We start from the raw sequence: 15303 nt of genomic DNA, 5'->3' as shown, positions 1-15303 counted from the left end.
TGGCGGCAGCGGTATGCCGTGCGTTCCGGCATCGAGGGCACCGTCTGCGAATTCGCGAACGGGCACGGCATGCGGCAATGCCGCTACCGCGGCCAGACCAAGGCCCATGTCCAGCACGTCCTTACCGCTATCGCCGTGAACATCGAACGCCTCAGCGCAGGACAGCTACCGGACGAGCCGTCTCCATCCAGGCCACCGACAGCCTTCCAAAATCACCTGGACCACAAGGGAATTCCCCGATCACGGTCCTGGCGGGCACTCAACAGCTGACTTGGAACTCCCAAGATCACCGACAGAGTCAAATCTCCGACGCGGGATACTAGCCGCCGTAGCGGCACTCATCAGCGTTCCTCCCAACATCGTCGATGCATCGATGAAGCAGGGGCCCTTCGCTCACCACGGGTTATGTTGTCCCGCAGCTGATACCGCTAATATGGCCCCTCCGACTCCCTCTCGGCCGCCTGCCATTTCCCGGGGGCACCGGTTATAGGCAGGACTTGCTGCCCGACCCCCGCAGGGCCGGGGCCGAGGAGGGCCTCTCCAGTTCCCGCGACACCCTTCTGCCCGTTCCACGTCCCCTACGCCGGAGGGTCCTTCGGCGTCTGCTCCAGGTTCCCGGACGCCTTCCATGGCCTTCGCCAAATCCACACAGGCTCAGCACCCTCTCTTCCCCACCGAACGGCGGGAGCCTTCACGACGCTGCAGACTTCGCTTCACACTGCGGACCGGACAGTTGCTCCACCCCGCTTCGACCCCGGCCTCTCAACCGGACCCGGAGGCTTCGCTACCGGGGACCCTGGCATCTCCCCGGACCAGACTTCCACCGGCTTGCTACCGCGAGCTTATCGCCCGTATCCATCATGAAACTCCTTCCTTCATGCCGCCCGGACTACTGGGCGCACGTGGATCGAGGCTCAGCGCGCGCTATGGACCGCAGAGTCGGCCGTGAGACAGTCATCTGAGCGGATAACCGTGTGTCAACGCAGACACCACTGCGGTCGAGGTCACCGGCGACGACGGGGTTCAGTCGTCGCCGTTCCTCTTGCTTACGACATCGGCGGCAGGACAGCGGAATTCACTGCCGCGATCGATATGGACGGTCACCGTCTGACGTTGCGCCCGGTCGCCGAGACCGAGACCCCGCTCCGTGACATCGACGCCCAGCAGCGGTTCTTCGACGTCCTCCAGGCCAACATGCCCTCCGTGGCTGCCGGTGCGGCCATCGGTGCAGCGATTGGCTTCGTCGCGGGTTTCCCGCTCGGCCTGTTCGTCGTGGACTTCATCACCGCTCCGCTGCTCGCCGTCGTCGGCGGGCTCGTGGGGGGATTCATCGGACTACAGCAATCAGGAGGCGCGCCTGCTGTCGACGCCGCTTTCTCCTTTGCCGACAGCCTGCTCCCCGGCGCGTCCGATGCGATTCGCCCTCTGGCCACAGTGCTTAACGCATCACCACAGCCCACCAGCTAACCTCCGCCCCTCACGACGAGCTGCACGGCTCCGGGCTACGGACGAATTCTCCTGCGGGTCCGGGCGGATCGAGCAGCTCGCCCCGCACGACTCGGACACCATGGTCGCCACCAACCTGACCGGCACCTTCCCGTGCACCCCGCAGCCGTGCCGCACCTGCGAGAACGCGGCGCCCTGACCATCAATATGTCCTCGTCCATGGGCAAGCCGGATAGCGGTCGGCGCAGCGGGCTGCAGCGCCACCAAGGCCGCGATCGAAATGTTCACCCGCACCAGCGCAATCGAACTGGGGCAGTAGGGAATCCGGGTCAACGCCCTCTCACCCGGCATTCCCGACGCCGACATGGGCCGTCGCGCGGCTCACCTTCGCGTAGGGGCCGCGGCGCCGCTACCCACCGGCGACCGGGTTAAGGTCACAGAGTTGAGTGAAACCCGACCGTTCAGGATGCTGCACGTGGAGAACAAGAAGGCAACGTGGACCGCCGCCGACATCCCGAATCTGCAGGGGCGCACCGCCATTGTGACGGGGGCCAGTGCCGGGCTGGGGTTGGAGACCGCGCTGCGGCTCGCCGAACACGGCGCCCGGGTGGTCCTCGCCTGCCGTAATGCCGACAAGGCCGCGGCCGCGGCGGAAACCATTCGTCAGACCGTGCCGGATGCCGAATTGCCGTTCGTGGAGCTGGATCTGGCGTTGCTAAAATCGGTCCACCGCGCTGCGGAACGGCTGCATGACGACTTCGGGCAGATCGACCTGCTGGTAAACAATGCGGGCACGCTGAGCCGGGAGCGGACCGTCACCGAGGACGGGTTCGAAACCACCTTCGGCACAAACCATCTGGGACCTTTCGCATTCACCGGGCTGGTGTTGGACCTGCTGCGAGCCGCACCGCAGGGGCGGGTGGTGACAGTGACGAGCGCGGCCTCGGCGAAAAAGACATTAGCCGGCGCGGCTCGAGCTCGATGATCTGTTCTACGAGCGTCGGCCGTACAAGGGCTTCCAGGCGTATGCGCAGTCCAAGCTGGCCAATGTGCTGTTCGCGTTCGAGCTGCAGCGGCGGCACAATGGTGCCGATGCCGGGCTGAGTTCGATCGCGGCACATCCCGGGGCTGCCGAATCGGACTTCGCACAGAATTTCGGGCCCGCCGTTGCCTTTCTGGCCCGGCCGTCGCTGCGGTGGTTGTTCCGGGTGTTCATGCAGTCCGTCGAGATGGGTGCGCTGCCGACGTTGCGGGCGGGCACCGATCCAGGCGCGCAGGCCGGAGAGTTCTTCGGGCCCACCGGTTTGACCAAGGGGTACCCGGTGCTAATCGAAGCCTGTGAGCAGGCGCATGATCCGGAGTTGGCGGCCCGGCTGTGGACCGAATCCGAGCGGCTCACCGGCGTCACCTACCAGTTCGGCGAATTCAACGGCGGGACAGCGGACTAGTGTTCCGCGCCTCCTGGTGTCGCACCGGTGAAGTCCGCGCCATCCAACCTCGCACCCCCAGTGAAATTCACCGCGATGGTTCGCCCTGTCGGGCGCGTCGCTGCTGGAATAGGAAGTCGCTGCCGCAGCGCCGAAACACCTCGCGGCCACCGGTTTCGGTGCAGTAGCAGAAGCCCAGCGATTCCAGCTGTGCGACCTCGAGCGCAAGCCCCTGGCACCGGATGAGATCGAGATCGGTGTCAGCGAGCGGCTCGAAGATGGACGGGACCGATTCGTACAGATCGACCCGATCGCCCCAGCAATCGCTGATGTAGTCGATCCAGTTCTCGCGCGCACTGGCGTCGAAGCGGATGCGCTCAGGAACGCCGGGCTGGTAAGCCGCGACATAGGCCAGATACTTGGCCAGCCATGCGTGGGTCCGGAACACGCGCTGCTCGAACTCGACAGTGGTGCAGCGAACCTGATGGAGGTCTGCCACAGCGCCGACGATTTCGGTGTTGAGCGCGAGCATCATCTCCGCGATGTGCTCTGCTTCGGCGCCTTCGATTTCGGGGTATCCGAGGTCGACCAGTGTCCGCTCGATCCGATATTCCTCGATGGCGATACCGGCGAGCTGCCGCAGGAGCCGCTCCCAGCCGCTTGCCCCGGCCAGGCGTTCAGGGGCCGCGAGGCACTCGCGGCGTTGTTCGAGCAGGACTCGGCCTCCCTCGTGGGCGAGGAGCCGTTCCATGAAGGATGTGCTGGCACAGCCCAATCGGGTGCGTTGAGCACAATCGTGGGACCGGTGGAGGTCACGATGGTTCGTGAGACGAGGCCGGTCCGCAGGTCGATCCCGCGGTCGGGATTGCCGGTGAGTTCGGTGACGGTGTCAGCAAATTCGTCGCTCACGATGACGGTGACGTCGGAGACCCCGACCACGCCCAGGCCGAGCGCGGCAGCGGCGAGATGACTGATGGGCAGACCAGCCCCGTCGACTTCGAAATTCATGGCGGTGTCCTTGATCAGGCCACGGCCACGCCCAACAAGCCCCCACGGCTCAGCCACGCTGGCGCGCTCACGCCGCACGGCCCGCGGCCGACCATCGGAGCGGTTGCGTCAAGGACTGTTCCGCGGTCCCACCAGAGACTCCGTCCGACGAGGCGGCGGGTGTTCTCTGCGGAATTTCTCCCGAATCCTCGGGTCTACCCGGTCCTCCAGCATAGAGCTGACCGGTGACAACGTGCCCCAGCGCGGGAGCGGCCAAGAGCAGGGGACCGCGCACGGCGATTCTTCCTATATTCGGCGTGTCGGATACTCAGCCCCCGTGGTAGTCTCGAACTGTCCAGGGGTAGTCTCGACCGGGTGCCCGTAAAACTCTACTACGCCCTCGCGCAGTTGATGGCTACCGCTGGCGTCGACCTCACGCCGGAGCAAGTCACACAACTGATGCGACGGTGGTTGGCCGGGCAGCGTCGGGCATGGGGCCAGCCCGCCCACGACCCCGCGACCGGCTGGCAGATGTATCTGCTGTGGATCCGCACCGACGAAGGACGGTCGTCCAGGTCACCGGCCGGATCGCCCCGCCGGACTTCTATATCGTCGATGTCCGCCCGTTGACCGCCGCCGAAACAGCCGAATTCACCCAGTGGGAGGCCCGCAATGATTGACAACACCACCCACACCAATGACGTCCCTCCGGAGGAGATGGCGCAGATCCTCGCGCGTCTGCAGCCCGGCAGCGAGCCCGCGTCACCGGAGACCGAGGCCGAGGCCACCACCGGCGCCGGCATGGTGGCGCGGTCGATTAAGTTGCCGCAGGACCTTGATCTGCGTGTCGAGATCCGCGCCGGTGAACTCGGCATGTCCAAGAGCGCCTACTACCGTTGGTTGGCCGAGAAGGACCTGAAGAACGCCTACAGCGACGAGCCGGAAATGGTGCCACTGGACCAGGTCCGACAGATCGCAACCAGCGCCGTCGACGAAGCCCTGGCGCGGCTGTCACATCGACCCGGTCACGCCGCCTGACCACAACCTCCCTCGCTTGCTTCAGAGCGGACGTCGTTCGCCGGAACGCGACAGGGCAGCTCCCAGAGCAGGAATCGCGGGAACAGCCCGAACCGGCGGCCGATTGGACTCCGGGCGGAGGGCGATCCCACGCACCCGCAACCCGCGTCGTCGATATACGGAAAGTGGGCGGAGGCGCATGCCGTGATCTCCGGTGCGCGCCCCGCCCCGGCCGATGGCAGAAGGTCAGCAGGCCGTCCTGCTACAGGCGGGATTCGGCGACGCCGAGTCGCCACATCAGATGGCTGGCGAAGGCGAGCAGTTCGAACGTTTCGGCAGGTGAGACTTCGGGCCGGGAGCCGGGCGCGTGGGTATTGCGAATGCTGGTCATCGCGCCCATGAACAGGAATCGGTAGCCGTTGCGTTCAAAATCGGGACGCTCCGGATCGAGGGCCTCATCGGCGATGTCGAGCTTCGACGGGGTCTGATTCTGGGTGAACGTGGCGGTCAGGCTCAGGCCGCCGGACAGGCCGGCGGAAATGGCGTCGGAGGCGATGTTGACCTGGCAGCCCACGATGTAACCGGCGTCGATGATGGAACTGCCGTGCGTGGAGGAACTGTTCGAGCCGGGCGCATTGTTCGGTCCGTTCCACGGCCCGGGTTTGGTTTCAGGGGTGTCGGGCACGTCGGCGATGGCGTTGCCTGAGACCCATACGGTGCGGCCGGCGCCGTTGGCTGCCAGTGACGGGGAGATGGTGGCGTGTTCGCCGGTGCGTGTGACCACGACACCGTTGGGTCCTTGCTTTTGACCGTCGGGCAAGGGCACAAACACGTGTCGGCGTGGGCCGGTGTCACCGCGGTGATACCGGGAACGATGATCGCGCTGATAGTCAGTGTTGCTGCTGCGGTGCAACGGATCGGGAGGGTTTTCGCAGCTGACTCCTGGAAATGAAGGGTGGTGCGGCGCCGGACTCGGCAAGCCAGGCCGTTTGCTTGTCGGCGCTCGAATTCGCCCGCGTGATGAGCCGCGACGCTGGCCACCTGGCTCGGATGCTGGACATGGCAGGCCGGGCCCGGACGCGAAATACGTTGCGGTCCAATGGAAAACGAACCGCTGCCGGTTTTGTATCGCGTCTGGTCGAGGGTTATGTAAATGTTCGGTCAGTTCGCCGGTAGGAATCGGCCAAGTCGCCGACCTCGCGGCGGAGGGGTTGATCAACAAGGCAACCGCGACTCGACTGCTTGCTCATTTCGCAGCACACGGCACAAGGACATATAGAGCACATCCTCACCAAACTGGGATTCACCTGCCGTGCGCGGATCGCGGCCTGGGCTGCAGAGCATTCCCGCGACAACCTCGTCTGAAGTGAGTCGAAGATGCCTGTCAACATCCATCGATCTCGGTCGTGCCCCATTGGCATTTGGGGTGGGACACCGAGGAATCGGGATAGGCATGCCAGGACCAGCTCACCACCTCCAGCAAATTGTGCTTGATCGTTTGCGCATACGGGCGGTCGCTGGCACGTGGGCGCAGGGCCTCGCGGATCATCTGGAGGAAACGCCAACGATCGACCCCGAAGGTGATCAGCAGTTCATCAGAGGGGGCGCCACCGAACGGGGCCCATCGGATGGCAAACTCGATCACCGACCTAGCGTGGGCATCCACCGACTTCACGGACTCCAGGAAGTCGCATTGGTTCAGCGAGGACCTGACCCACTCTGGGCTCCGGGGACCGTCCACCATCACAGGAGTCCGTGATGCGATCTACTCGGATGAGGTGCACTCATACGCCCAGGCAGCAGGTTGTCCGGGGCTCGCCTGCTGGTTGCCGTGGTCGCGAATACGGGGAACCCACCACTGGAAGGTCCGGGTTCGAACCTCACTCGTACCGGCTTGTCAGATGATTGCGGGATCTCCCCTTCGATCGTGGTGTAGACCCAAGGCCCCTCGTCGAGCGCGACGATAGCGATCTGCGACGGCGCCCATTCCTCGAGACGCCTGTCGGGCGGCACTCGATACACCATCCGCCAGGACACGATCGCCCCCTCACCGCAGGAAGGCACCCATTCCAACGTCGTCGACCTACACGAGGTGCATGTGCTGGCCAGCGGCGACAGGAGCGCCGCGCAGTTACTACAGCGCCGGATCATCAAGGCCATCGCACCGAGCGTCTCGGGAGCGGTTGCGGTGATCCGGTCCGGATTCAGTGGACTCATGAAGTCTCCTGCGGATAGTGGCTGCTGCGGTGCCAACAGCCTCTGTTGCGCTGGGCGGTACCCGCGACGGCCGAGTGACCGAGGACATACCTGTTTTTGCGCCGCGGCACGTTGGAAGAGGCCAGAGCGGCAAACGTCCGCCACACGGTCCGCAAGGTATGCGTCGCGGTATGGCCTCGGCGGCGCCCGGCAGTTGGCGAGAGTTGGCTCTGCCGACACTGAGGCGCCGCTCGTCTTCGACGCCTACCACGTGCGTCTCACGCGATATGCGGATTCTGGGGTACCACGGGCCCGTCACGATGAACGTGGACTATCGGGTGGGGGGAAGTCGTAGCCCGCCGACGTTGTCGGGATAGCCGTGGGTCAGCAGCACATCGGTAACGTCGGTGGTCTAGCGCTATTGCGCGAGCAAGGTGCGGTCGGGCGTGAGGTCCGAACGAGAGACCTTGGTCCGCAGGCGGCCCATCGACTTCCCGTCATCGTCGACCGCGGCCGAGCCGGGGCCGGTGTCGATCGAAGCGATACCGCGCTGGTGAATGAGAGCACCCCGGACAACCGATAATCATCGTCTCGGTCCGACCTGTCCTGGATCAGCGGGTGCCCGCCCCCATTGAGGGCCTCCGCAACTCAAACCGCCTGGCCTGGTTCTGGATTCGCTGAACAATCGCCCGGCTGAGCGTGGATCATTCCTGTGTGCCTGACTGGTTCGACTGCTACGACCCGCACGAGCTGCGCCGCCTGCTCGGTGAGGCCGATGCCAAGATCGCGGCGCTGTCCGATCGTGTCGAACTGCTGCAGATGCAGCTGAATGGTCACCGAGACCCGAGAGCAGGCAAGGCCGCCGACGCAATCGTCGGCACGCTGACTGCACCGGCCCTGCGGCCCAGCGAGTCGATACTGCCCAGGGTCGATCGTGAGTCCACGACGAAGGACAAGGTCGCGCTGTTCTGCGAGTTGTTCCGCGGCCGCGAGGACGTCTACGCGCAGCGGTGGGTCAGCAAGAAGAACGGCCGAGTCGGGTGGAGCCCAGCTGAAGACGATCCGTTCGCTCGGAAGAATGGCGGCCCGAGGGTGTTCTGGCCGCTGACCTCCGACGCGGTCTACCAGCATCTCGCCAGACAACAGACGGGCCCGAGGGATCGTCACATCGGCCTCTATCCACTCACCAGCGATGACCGGACCCGATTGCTAGCCTGCGACTTCGACGGGAAGAACGACGGCGCCGACTGGCGTGGCGACGCCGAGGCTTACCTCGCCGCTTGCGCATCGGCGGGAGTTCCTGCCTACGCGGAGATCTCCCGCTCCGGTGTCGGTGCACACGTGTGGACCTTTTTCAGCGCGTCGGTTCCCGCGTCCAAGGCACGCACCTTGGGAACCGTGTTGCTGCGCACGGCGATCGACGGCCGTGGGCACATGTCGCTGGCCAGCTACGACCGGTTATTCCCCGCACAGGACGTCGCGCCGGTCAACGCCAAGGGAGATCTGACGTTCGGCAACCTCATCGCGCTGCCGCTGCACGGACCTTCCCGCGTAGGCGGCACCACGGTGTTCTGCGAGCCGGGCACCTGGACTGCGGCGTCGGACCAATTCGCCCTCCTGTCCGGTGTGCAGCGCCTGTCTCCCCCCGAGCTCGACGCGCTGGTCACCATGCTCGGTGTAGTCACGGCTGGACCCGCCACGCTGGCTGCAGAATTGGGGCCCAGACCCCGGCGAAACCAGCTGGGCAAGGCATCAGCGCGCGTCCACGCGCGTGTGGACGCGATGCTCGCAATCCCTACCGCCGGGCTTCCGGCGCGGCTCATCGCGGCGCTGAAACACGCTGCGGCCTTCCATAATCCGGAGTTCTATCGAAAGCAAGCTCAACGATTCAGCACCTGGAATACGCCACGACTGGTGTGCTGCTTCGACGCGACCGATCCCGACTGGCTCAGGCTGCCCCGCGGCCTGGCCGAGGAGGCAGCCACGCTGATCGCACAGGCCGGCGGCGTCCTCGACATCACCAGCGAACTGCCCGCTCCCTCTGCGATCACCGCGTCCTTCACCGGCACGCTCACCGAAATTCAAACCGCCGCAGTCACCGCCATGATCGGACACGACAGCGGCGTCCTCGTCGCACCGCCCGGTTCCGGAAAGACCGTGATGGCCTGCGCGCTGATCGCCCACTACCGGACCCCCACGGTGGTGATCGTGAATCGGGCCGAGCTGTTGACCCAATGGCGTGAGCGGCTGGCGGAGTTCCTCGATCTCGGCGACGGCGCAGTCGGCTCGGCCGGGGCCGGTAAGGACCGTCGCCATCATGTCGTCGACGTCATCATGTTGCAGACACTCGCCCACCGAGATGCACCCGCCGATTTGCTCGACGGCTACGGGCTCGCGGTGGTCGACGAATGTCACTGCGTCGGCGCGCCCGCCGCCGCGGCCGCGGTTGGGAGAGCGAGGATTCCCCGCTGGCTCGGACTGTCGGCCACCCCCTACCGCGCTGACCAGATGGACCCGATCATCACGATGCAGTGCGGGCCGATCCGCCACGAGATCAACGACACCAGCAGCTTCGCGAAATACCACGTCGTCCACAGCACCGGCTTCACTACCGACGAGCACGGCAGCGACGGGGCGTCGATCGCCGAGATCTACAACCAGCTCGCCCGCGACACCACCCGCACCACCCAGATCGCCACCGACATCACCGACGCCGTCATCCGTGGCCGTACCGTCTTGGTGCTCACCAACCGCATCGAGCACCTCACCGCCCTGGATCAGGCGCTCAAAATCCACGACATCGCCGCCCTGCAACTTCACGGTGGCATGCGGCGCACCGAGCGTGCTGGCGTACTGCATGCCCTCGACGAGGGCAACGACGGGAAACCGATCGTGCTGCTGGCCATCGACAAACTCATAGGCCAAGGCTTCGACTCGCCACGACTGGACACCGTGTTCCTGGCCATGCCGATCGCGTTCAAGGCTCCTGTGATCCAGCAGGTCGGGCGCATCATGCGCCACACCGAAGCCCGCAAGGAGCACGTCGAAGCCCACGACTACCTCGACACTGCAGTGCCCAAACTGCAACGCATGCACCACAAGCGGCGCCGCACCCTGCAATCACGCGACTTCCTCACCATCACCGCCGCCGACCTGCCCGCCACCGAATCAACCGCGATTCCCGAAACCCCGACCGATCCGTACGAGCCTCCCGTAGTCAGCACCGCACAGGTCCGAGCATGGGCGATCGAGCAGGGACTTACCACCGCCCGCACCGGAAGACTCCCGGCCGCGATCGTGCAGGCGTGGCACGCTCGCGACAACCACTGAAAGATCTGCGCCGCAGCCGCCCACCGTTAGTCACAAGTTGCGGCACCGACAGCGAGCGCGCCGACTGTGTTGTCGAAACTCGTACGGAATCGTCATGTCCCCATAAGCTGGGACACCAGTTCACCCCGATCTGCCAGGGGGCTCAGAATCGGTGGGCAGCCCGAGAAGAGCAGCATGTCGGACTCCGAGGACCGGACTCCTCAGCAGGTGACGGCGGCCTGCGATGACGTGATCCAGGCGTATCTCGCCCATGGCGCACCCACAGCGGATCCACAACTGTGGTTCCACCCCACGCGGCCCACTATGCCGATTCTGTTGCCCTACAGGCGGTTGAGCTGCTGACCGAGCACCTCGACCCGGTCACTGAGCTGGCCTTCACTTTTCATTTCGGCTCCATGACCGTTCGTGCCTCATGCTGGCGTGTCGCCGAGTTGATCGTGAAGCATGACGGGACATCGATTTGGAGCAGAGGGACAACGATGAGTAAAGCGTCATCTCGGGGGGACAATCGGCAGGCCGGCCAATCTGGGCGCGCGGTCAAGAAGAAGCGTGGTTGCCTATTCCCCCTACTGGGGGTCGTCGCCGTCGTGGTTCTCGTGAGTCAGTGCGGATCGCACAGCGATTCGAAGAAGGGTGCAGACGCGACGGCTTCCGCGACGATGAGCGCGGCGTCCTCGTCGGCCTTTCCTGCAGCCCGGGCGGCCGGGGGATCCGACACAGATCAGGCGTATATCGATGACCTACGTGCCGTGGGAATCAGTAACTCGAAGGCCAGCGACGACCAGCTGAAAACCGATGGGCTCGCGACCTGCATGGAGCTGCGGACGACCAGCGATTCGGTCATCACGATCGCCGTGCAGATGACGCGCAGTCCTTTCAACCTCACTCAGCGCGAGGCCGACATGGTCGTGATCAATGCAGTGAAGGACATCTGTCCGGAATTCCAGTCGCGCGTCGACAACCCGTAGCGGATAGATGGGATCGGTCCAGACCGGGGGCCGCGGTAGGACTTTGATCAGCCACAGCCGCGCGGGCACCCCTTCGCCGGAGTGCCGGCTGTGATTGTTCTCGATGGTGTGGTGGCGGTTTCGACGGCCTTCGTGGTGAGCGTGGCCGACTCGACCGCGGTGGCCCTGCCGGATGACGTGATGGTGACGAGCACGACCGCACCACCTCAGCCGGGTAAATGGCTGGGGTGGTTTCGTTTCGGCGCTATGACCGTTCGTGCCAGTTATCCAGCCGATTGCTGACATGGACCGCCGCGCCGGGAAGGATCGGCGCGACGCTCGCAGCTGGAAATATCGCGGCGTGGCAGTGCCGCGGGGGACCGTCAATCGGAATCATTCGACACGAAAGACGCTGGGTATGAAGCATTTTGTACGGGCTGGCCTGTTGGACGGCATCGCTGTGGTGGCCATGGGCGTGGGCGTGGGGCCGGCGAATGCTGGTTAGACGCCGATGATCATCGGCCCGAAGGCGTGCGAGGACACAGCGAAGATGTATCGCGACATGGGATACACGGCGCGCTGCAGCCACATTCAGGGCGACCGGTATTACGTCCACTTCGACAACCCGTATCCCGGGGCGCGGAGTCGACAGGCTCGTTCGGCGGGTAGCGGCGATGACTCGACCTGTGCCGCCCGCTAAACCGCCGGTCGATATGGTACGACGCCGCAAGATCAACACCGTGGTTGTCAGTGCTACCGGCGCGATTCTGAGCGTGATCGCCCTGATCGTGATCGTCGGTGCGGTCGGCGGCGATAAGAAATCGGCACCTGACTACCCCCTCAGCCATGAGCGGGACGTGTCCGGTGCGGTTGTCACGTTCGACGCCGAGGACGATTTACATGCGGTGTTCGGCGACATCGTCGAAAAGAATGAGGACTTGCCCGACGGCGGATACTTCGTCGAGATCAATTGCGCGACCGGTGGATCGGCGGCCGCCGACAACCGGCTCGCGAACCGAAGATAGCGTGCGAGTTGTCGGCCGCGAGGCTCTCGCCGTCGTGGTTGCGGGTGGCGGCGCGGTAGTACGGCTCGTCGCACCACCAGCAGCGTGCGCCGTCGCGGTGCCGGGCGAGCAGGGCCTCGCACTGCTGCTGGTGCCGCCACCCGAGACCCTTCTGCGTCGTCGTGTGCCGGGTGGCCATGGTCAGGCGTGCGGGCCGTAGGTGAGCTGGGCGAGCACGGCGGCCCACCAGTCCAGCGGCAAGCACAGGATCGGATACTTCAGGGTCATGATCGGTTCTCAGTCGGATCCGAGGCGGCGCGCTCTGCGCCGGTGAACACGCGCCGGGCCAACAGCGTCAGCGTCTCGCACGCGAGATCGCCGTAGCCGAGGGCGATCTCGTGAACGATGACGGGCCGGTCGCTGTGGACGAGCGTGCCGTTGATCTGGATCTCGTTCGGCAGGACGACGCCGAACCCCTGCTCGGGGTCGAGGTCGTCGCGGTAGCGCTCGACGATCTCGATATCGCAGCCGCGGGGAAGTTCGGGGGTGTGGTTTTCGGTGCTCACGGTCAGCTCCTCGGGGGCCTGTTCCAGTGACCGGGTGTCGGCGTCGCGGCCTGGAAGGTGTCCATGTAGACGCGTTGGGTGCCATTGCCGTTGCTCACCGAGAGCCCGGCAATCCCGCGGGCGGCCGCCTCGTCCGGGGTCGACGGAGACGGCAAGCGCGGCTAGCGGGCCGATGCCGAAATAATCATTCGGTTCGGGGTGGTAGTGGAGGATCCGGCCGACCGTTGCGACCGGAGATGCGGGGGTGCGGGTTTGGTCGGGCATGGTCAGAAGATGGCGCTGAACAGGGCACCGACGACGTTGATGGTGGCGCGGGCGACGAGGTCCCAGTCTATGGCGTGGGCGGCGGCGGACAGGGTTTCGGGCATGGCGTGTCTCCTTTTGGGGGTGAGGCCGAATTGCCGCGCGGCCTGGTTGCGGTGCCAGCCTCGGGCACCCGCAGCGCTTCTGGCCCTTTGATGACCGACCGTGTTCCGTGGTCGTCGGGTTGCACGGATCCGCCAGAACCTGGAACCGGCCGCTTTGGAGACGGCTGCTCTTGCCGATTGAGCTACGGACCAAGGTGTCGCGAAAAGGGCTGTGCGGCAGCAAAGGCCGGCGGCGCTCACGATTCGGGACGGTCCCACGCTTCGGCGTGGGACGAGTGTTGTAGCGCGCAGCGGGCCCGCTGGACTGCATAGTGGCAGGCCGTCCCCCAGTGTATTGCGTGGCCGAGGTTGCGGAGCGACCGGCGCAGCGGGCGGCCATGGGTGCTCGTTGGACTGCTTGCCGGATTGGTCCGGGTTGACGCGCTACAGGCATGCCTGCCCCTGAATGATGGTTTCAGCCTCGAGCTTCTGGAAATTGCGATGCAGCAGAAGCTCAAGGTCCGAATCCTTGATCGACGGGTCCACGGTCATGGCCGCCCTTTTAGTCAAGACGTCGATGTGAGTGCGGAGTTAGGCTGCCCGGCGACATCCACCGCTTCGCGACCCGGGACCGGTTCGCCTCCTGGAATGGCACCGCACCGCTGGTGATCCTGCCTCGTCTACGGTGCCCGACGCCCGCCAGTGAATGAGCGGCGTTATGCGCTTGGCGATCTCGGCCGTGGTTCCACTCCTCCCAGCGCGGCCCACTCGGGCCGGTAGTCCTCGTGTTCGGCCCAGATGGCGGCGATCGGGGCGAGGTCGGCCACGATCATGTCCTCGGTGTCGTGATGTCCCCAACCCTGAGCGATCCGCCGGGCCGTCGAACCGACGATCGCACGCCAGGTGGCGCACTCGCGCAGCACTTCGCGCGGGCTCGGCGCGCCGGGCGCGAAGTGGGACGACAGCGCCCGATCGCCGCCGGGCCGCCGGACGGATCGGACTCGCCGTCGGGCGAATCGGACCCATTGGTATTCGAGGTCGAATTCATCTGGTGGGAAGAACTTTTCGAGGTCGAGTGCCTCGTGTGCTGCGGCCTCTCGCTCGGTGAGGCGGGCCTCGATGAATGCCGCGATGGTCACAGTGCCCATTCCTGCTGGTAGTCCGGGTGATCGGACCAGACGGCGGCCACCGCGCGTTGATCGGATTCGGGCAGTTCGCGGGCCGCCGAGGGGGCAGCGAGCAGTTGGGTGGCGGTTTGTTCGGAACGGGACCACACGCTGCCGTAGCTAGCGGACCCGGGACCTGTTCCGCGCCGATCGATCTCGGCGTGGAACAGCGCCGAGGTGATCGCGTCGACGTCTGTCGTCCGCTCAGCGAGCCGGGCCTCGATGAACGCCTCGATTCTCACGATGCCCGCCGTGGCAGCAGCTGGTCGACGACGGCCTCGGGCACGGCGAGGTAGTCCTCGCTCGGGGTGCTGTAGGTGATCCGGAGTTCGCCGTTGGGGTAGGTCTTCTCGGTGTAGTTCCCGTGCCGGTCGTACTCGCGTCCTTTCGTCCGCGCCCATTCCTCGGCGACGTCGCGGTCGGTGAACAGGTATGCGGTGGTGTCACTGCGCCGGTCGGCCCAGATGACGACGGTCCGTGTGTCGCCCGAGGTGGTCATGCTGTCTTGTCCTCCGGTTCTTCCTCGCCTGCGCCCTGCTGCGCGAGCTCGAGAGCGTCGCCGCACCGGTAGACCGCGGCGTCGCTCGGATTGCGTTTCGTGGTGGTGATCCGCCGGGCCCGGTCCATCCAGCCGCGCTCGGTCAACTTGTGGGCCCGGGTCCATCTGTACAGCATGGTTTTCGAGACCGGCGCGGGCCGAGCTCGGGGAGCACGCGCAGTAGCTCGCCGCCGGTGTAGAGCTGCTCGGCCGCCGAGTCCCGCGCGGTGGCCTCGAACTCGGTGACATCGTATTGCGCCCAGCACCCTCGGCACCGACGTAGGACTCACCGAGGCCCGCGTACAGCTCGGCCGAGCAGGTCGGACACACGC

At 65.5% G+C, this 15303-nt stretch carries 18 protein-coding genes, 1 tRNA gene and 3 pseudogenes; 10 read left to right on the top strand and 12 right to left on the bottom strand.

Annotated elements, in window-relative coordinates; all coding sequences use genetic code 11:
• The 3 genes and pseudogenes from ACFXN1_RS34615 to ACFXN1_RS34605 all read left to right on the top strand — a co-directional run.
• Positions 1-270: transposase (locus ACFXN1_RS34615; RefSeq protein WP_379463763.1), on the top strand; the 270-nt coding region annotated here is incomplete at its 5' end.
• Between the two features lie 843 nt (positions 271-1113).
• Positions 1114-1467, top strand: coding sequence for a hypothetical protein (locus ACFXN1_RS34610; RefSeq protein WP_379439268.1), 354 nt, complete (start codon positions 1114-1116; stop codon positions 1465-1467).
• A gap of 445 nt (positions 1468-1912) precedes the next feature.
• Positions 1913-2894, top strand: a pseudogene (locus ACFXN1_RS34605) (oxidoreductase).
• 67 nt (positions 2895-2961) lie between these two features.
• On the opposite strand, the gene ACFXN1_RS34600 reads toward ACFXN1_RS34605, so the two are convergent.
• On the bottom strand, positions 2962-3408 hold the full coding sequence (locus tag ACFXN1_RS34600; protein WP_379439270.1) for a hypothetical protein: 447 nt from the start codon (positions 3406-3408) through the stop codon (positions 2962-2964).
• Positions 3405-3959, bottom strand: a complete 555-nt coding sequence (locus tag ACFXN1_RS34595; protein WP_379439271.1) for a hypothetical protein — start codon at positions 3957-3959, stop codon at positions 3405-3407. Before ACFXN1_RS34595 ends, ACFXN1_RS34600 begins: the two co-directional genes overlap by 4 nt.
• A 443-nt stretch (positions 3960-4402) precedes the next feature.
• Between ACFXN1_RS34595 and ACFXN1_RS34590 the strand changes: the two genes are divergently transcribed.
• Complete coding sequence (locus ACFXN1_RS34590) at positions 4403-4540, top strand: hypothetical protein (RefSeq protein WP_379439273.1); 138 nt, start codon at positions 4403-4405, stop codon at positions 4538-4540.
• Positions 4533-4898: a hypothetical protein gene (locus ACFXN1_RS34585; RefSeq protein ID WP_379439274.1), complete on the top strand. Its 366-nt coding sequence runs from the start codon at positions 4533-4535 to the stop codon at positions 4896-4898. The genes ACFXN1_RS34590 and ACFXN1_RS34585 overlap by 8 nt, the downstream gene beginning before the upstream one ends.
• A gap of 241 nt (positions 4899-5139) precedes the next feature.
• Here ACFXN1_RS34585 and ACFXN1_RS34580 read toward each other — a convergent pair whose 3' ends face one another.
• Both ACFXN1_RS34580 and ACFXN1_RS34575 read right to left on the bottom strand, forming a co-directional pair.
• The gene (locus ACFXN1_RS34580) at positions 5140-5343 is read right to left on the bottom strand and encodes a TIGR02391 family protein (protein WP_379463765.1); all 204 of its coding nucleotides are present in this window, start codon (positions 5341-5343) and stop codon (positions 5140-5142) included.
• Between the two features lie 42 nt (positions 5344-5385).
• Positions 5386-5765 (bottom strand): annotated as a pseudogene (locus ACFXN1_RS34575) (mspA family protein); the annotation flags it as partial.
• Positions 5766-6061: 296 nt separating this feature from the next.
• Here ACFXN1_RS34575 and ACFXN1_RS34570 point away from each other — a divergent pair.
• Positions 6062-6242, top strand: a pseudogene (locus tag ACFXN1_RS34570) (LuxR C-terminal-related transcriptional regulator); the annotation flags it as partial.
• A gap of 19 nt (positions 6243-6261) precedes the next feature.
• Here ACFXN1_RS34570 and ACFXN1_RS34565 read toward each other — a convergent pair.
• Positions 6262-6522, bottom strand: a complete 261-nt coding sequence (locus ACFXN1_RS34565; RefSeq protein WP_379439276.1) for a hypothetical protein — start codon at positions 6520-6522, stop codon at positions 6262-6264.
• Between the two features lie 98 nt (positions 6523-6620).
• The gene (locus ACFXN1_RS34560) at positions 6621-7028 is read right to left on the bottom strand and encodes a Zn-ribbon domain-containing OB-fold protein (protein ID WP_379463764.1); all 408 of its coding nucleotides are present in this window, start codon (positions 7026-7028) and stop codon (positions 6621-6623) included.
• A gap of 759 nt (positions 7029-7787) precedes the next feature.
• On the opposite strand from ACFXN1_RS34560, the gene ACFXN1_RS34555 reads away from it, so the two are divergent.
• The 4 genes from ACFXN1_RS34555 (at position 7788) to ACFXN1_RS34540 (ending at position 12375) form a co-directional block, all read left to right on the top strand.
• A complete protein-coding gene (locus ACFXN1_RS34555) occupies positions 7788-10403 on the top strand; it encodes a DEAD/DEAH box helicase family protein (RefSeq protein ID WP_379439279.1) in 2616 nt (871 codons plus the stop codon).
• A 278-nt stretch (positions 10404-10681) separates the two neighbouring features.
• Positions 10682-11371, top strand: a complete 690-nt coding sequence (locus ACFXN1_RS34550) for a DUF732 domain-containing protein (protein WP_379439281.1) — start codon at positions 10682-10684, stop codon at positions 11369-11371.
• 90 nt (positions 11372-11461) lie between these two features.
• Positions 11462-11653 carry a hypothetical protein gene (locus tag ACFXN1_RS34545; protein WP_379439282.1) on the top strand — a complete coding sequence of 64 codons (192 nt, stop codon included), beginning with the start codon at positions 11462-11464 and terminating at the stop codon, positions 11651-11653.
• A gap of 371 nt (positions 11654-12024) precedes the next feature.
• Positions 12025-12375: a hypothetical protein gene (locus tag ACFXN1_RS34540; RefSeq protein ID WP_379439284.1), complete on the top strand. Its 351-nt coding sequence runs from the start codon at positions 12025-12027 to the stop codon at positions 12373-12375.
• Between the two features lie 263 nt (positions 12376-12638).
• On the opposite strand, the gene ACFXN1_RS34535 is transcribed toward ACFXN1_RS34540, so the two are convergent.
• The 6 genes from ACFXN1_RS34535 to ACFXN1_RS34510 form a co-directional block, all read right to left on the bottom strand.
• Positions 12639-12920 (bottom strand): hypothetical protein, encoded by a 282-nt coding sequence (locus ACFXN1_RS34535; protein WP_379439287.1) that lies wholly within the window; start codon positions 12918-12920, stop codon positions 12639-12641.
• A gap of 492 nt (positions 12921-13412) precedes the next feature.
• Positions 13413-13479, bottom strand: a tRNA-Trp gene (locus ACFXN1_RS34530).
• 504 nt (positions 13480-13983) lie between these two features.
• Positions 13984-14406: a DUF6221 family protein gene (locus ACFXN1_RS34525; RefSeq protein WP_379439289.1), complete on the bottom strand. Its 423-nt coding sequence runs from the start codon at positions 14404-14406 to the stop codon at positions 13984-13986.
• Complete coding sequence (locus ACFXN1_RS34520) at positions 14403-14675, bottom strand: hypothetical protein (protein ID WP_379439291.1); 273 nt, start codon at positions 14673-14675, stop codon at positions 14403-14405. Before ACFXN1_RS34520 ends, ACFXN1_RS34525 begins: the two co-directional genes overlap by 4 nt.
• Complete coding sequence (locus ACFXN1_RS34515; RefSeq protein WP_379439292.1) at positions 14672-14932, bottom strand: hypothetical protein; 261 nt, start codon at positions 14930-14932, stop codon at positions 14672-14674. Before ACFXN1_RS34515 ends, ACFXN1_RS34520 begins: the two co-directional genes overlap by 4 nt.
• The gene (locus tag ACFXN1_RS34510) at positions 14929-15108 is read right to left on the bottom strand and encodes a hypothetical protein (RefSeq protein ID WP_379439294.1); all 180 of its coding nucleotides are present in this window, start codon (positions 15106-15108) and stop codon (positions 14929-14931) included. The genes ACFXN1_RS34515 and ACFXN1_RS34510 overlap by 4 nt, the downstream gene beginning before the upstream one ends.
• Between the last annotated feature and the right edge of the window lie 195 nt (positions 15109-15303).

It is taken from the genome of Nocardia sp. NPDC059154 (genome assembly GCF_042755705.1).
GTDB lineage: Bacteria > Actinomycetota > Actinomycetes > Mycobacteriales > Mycobacteriaceae > Nocardia.
The sequence above is the reverse complement of the archived record's forward strand: the minus strand, read 5'-3'. Positions and strand labels throughout refer to the sequence as shown.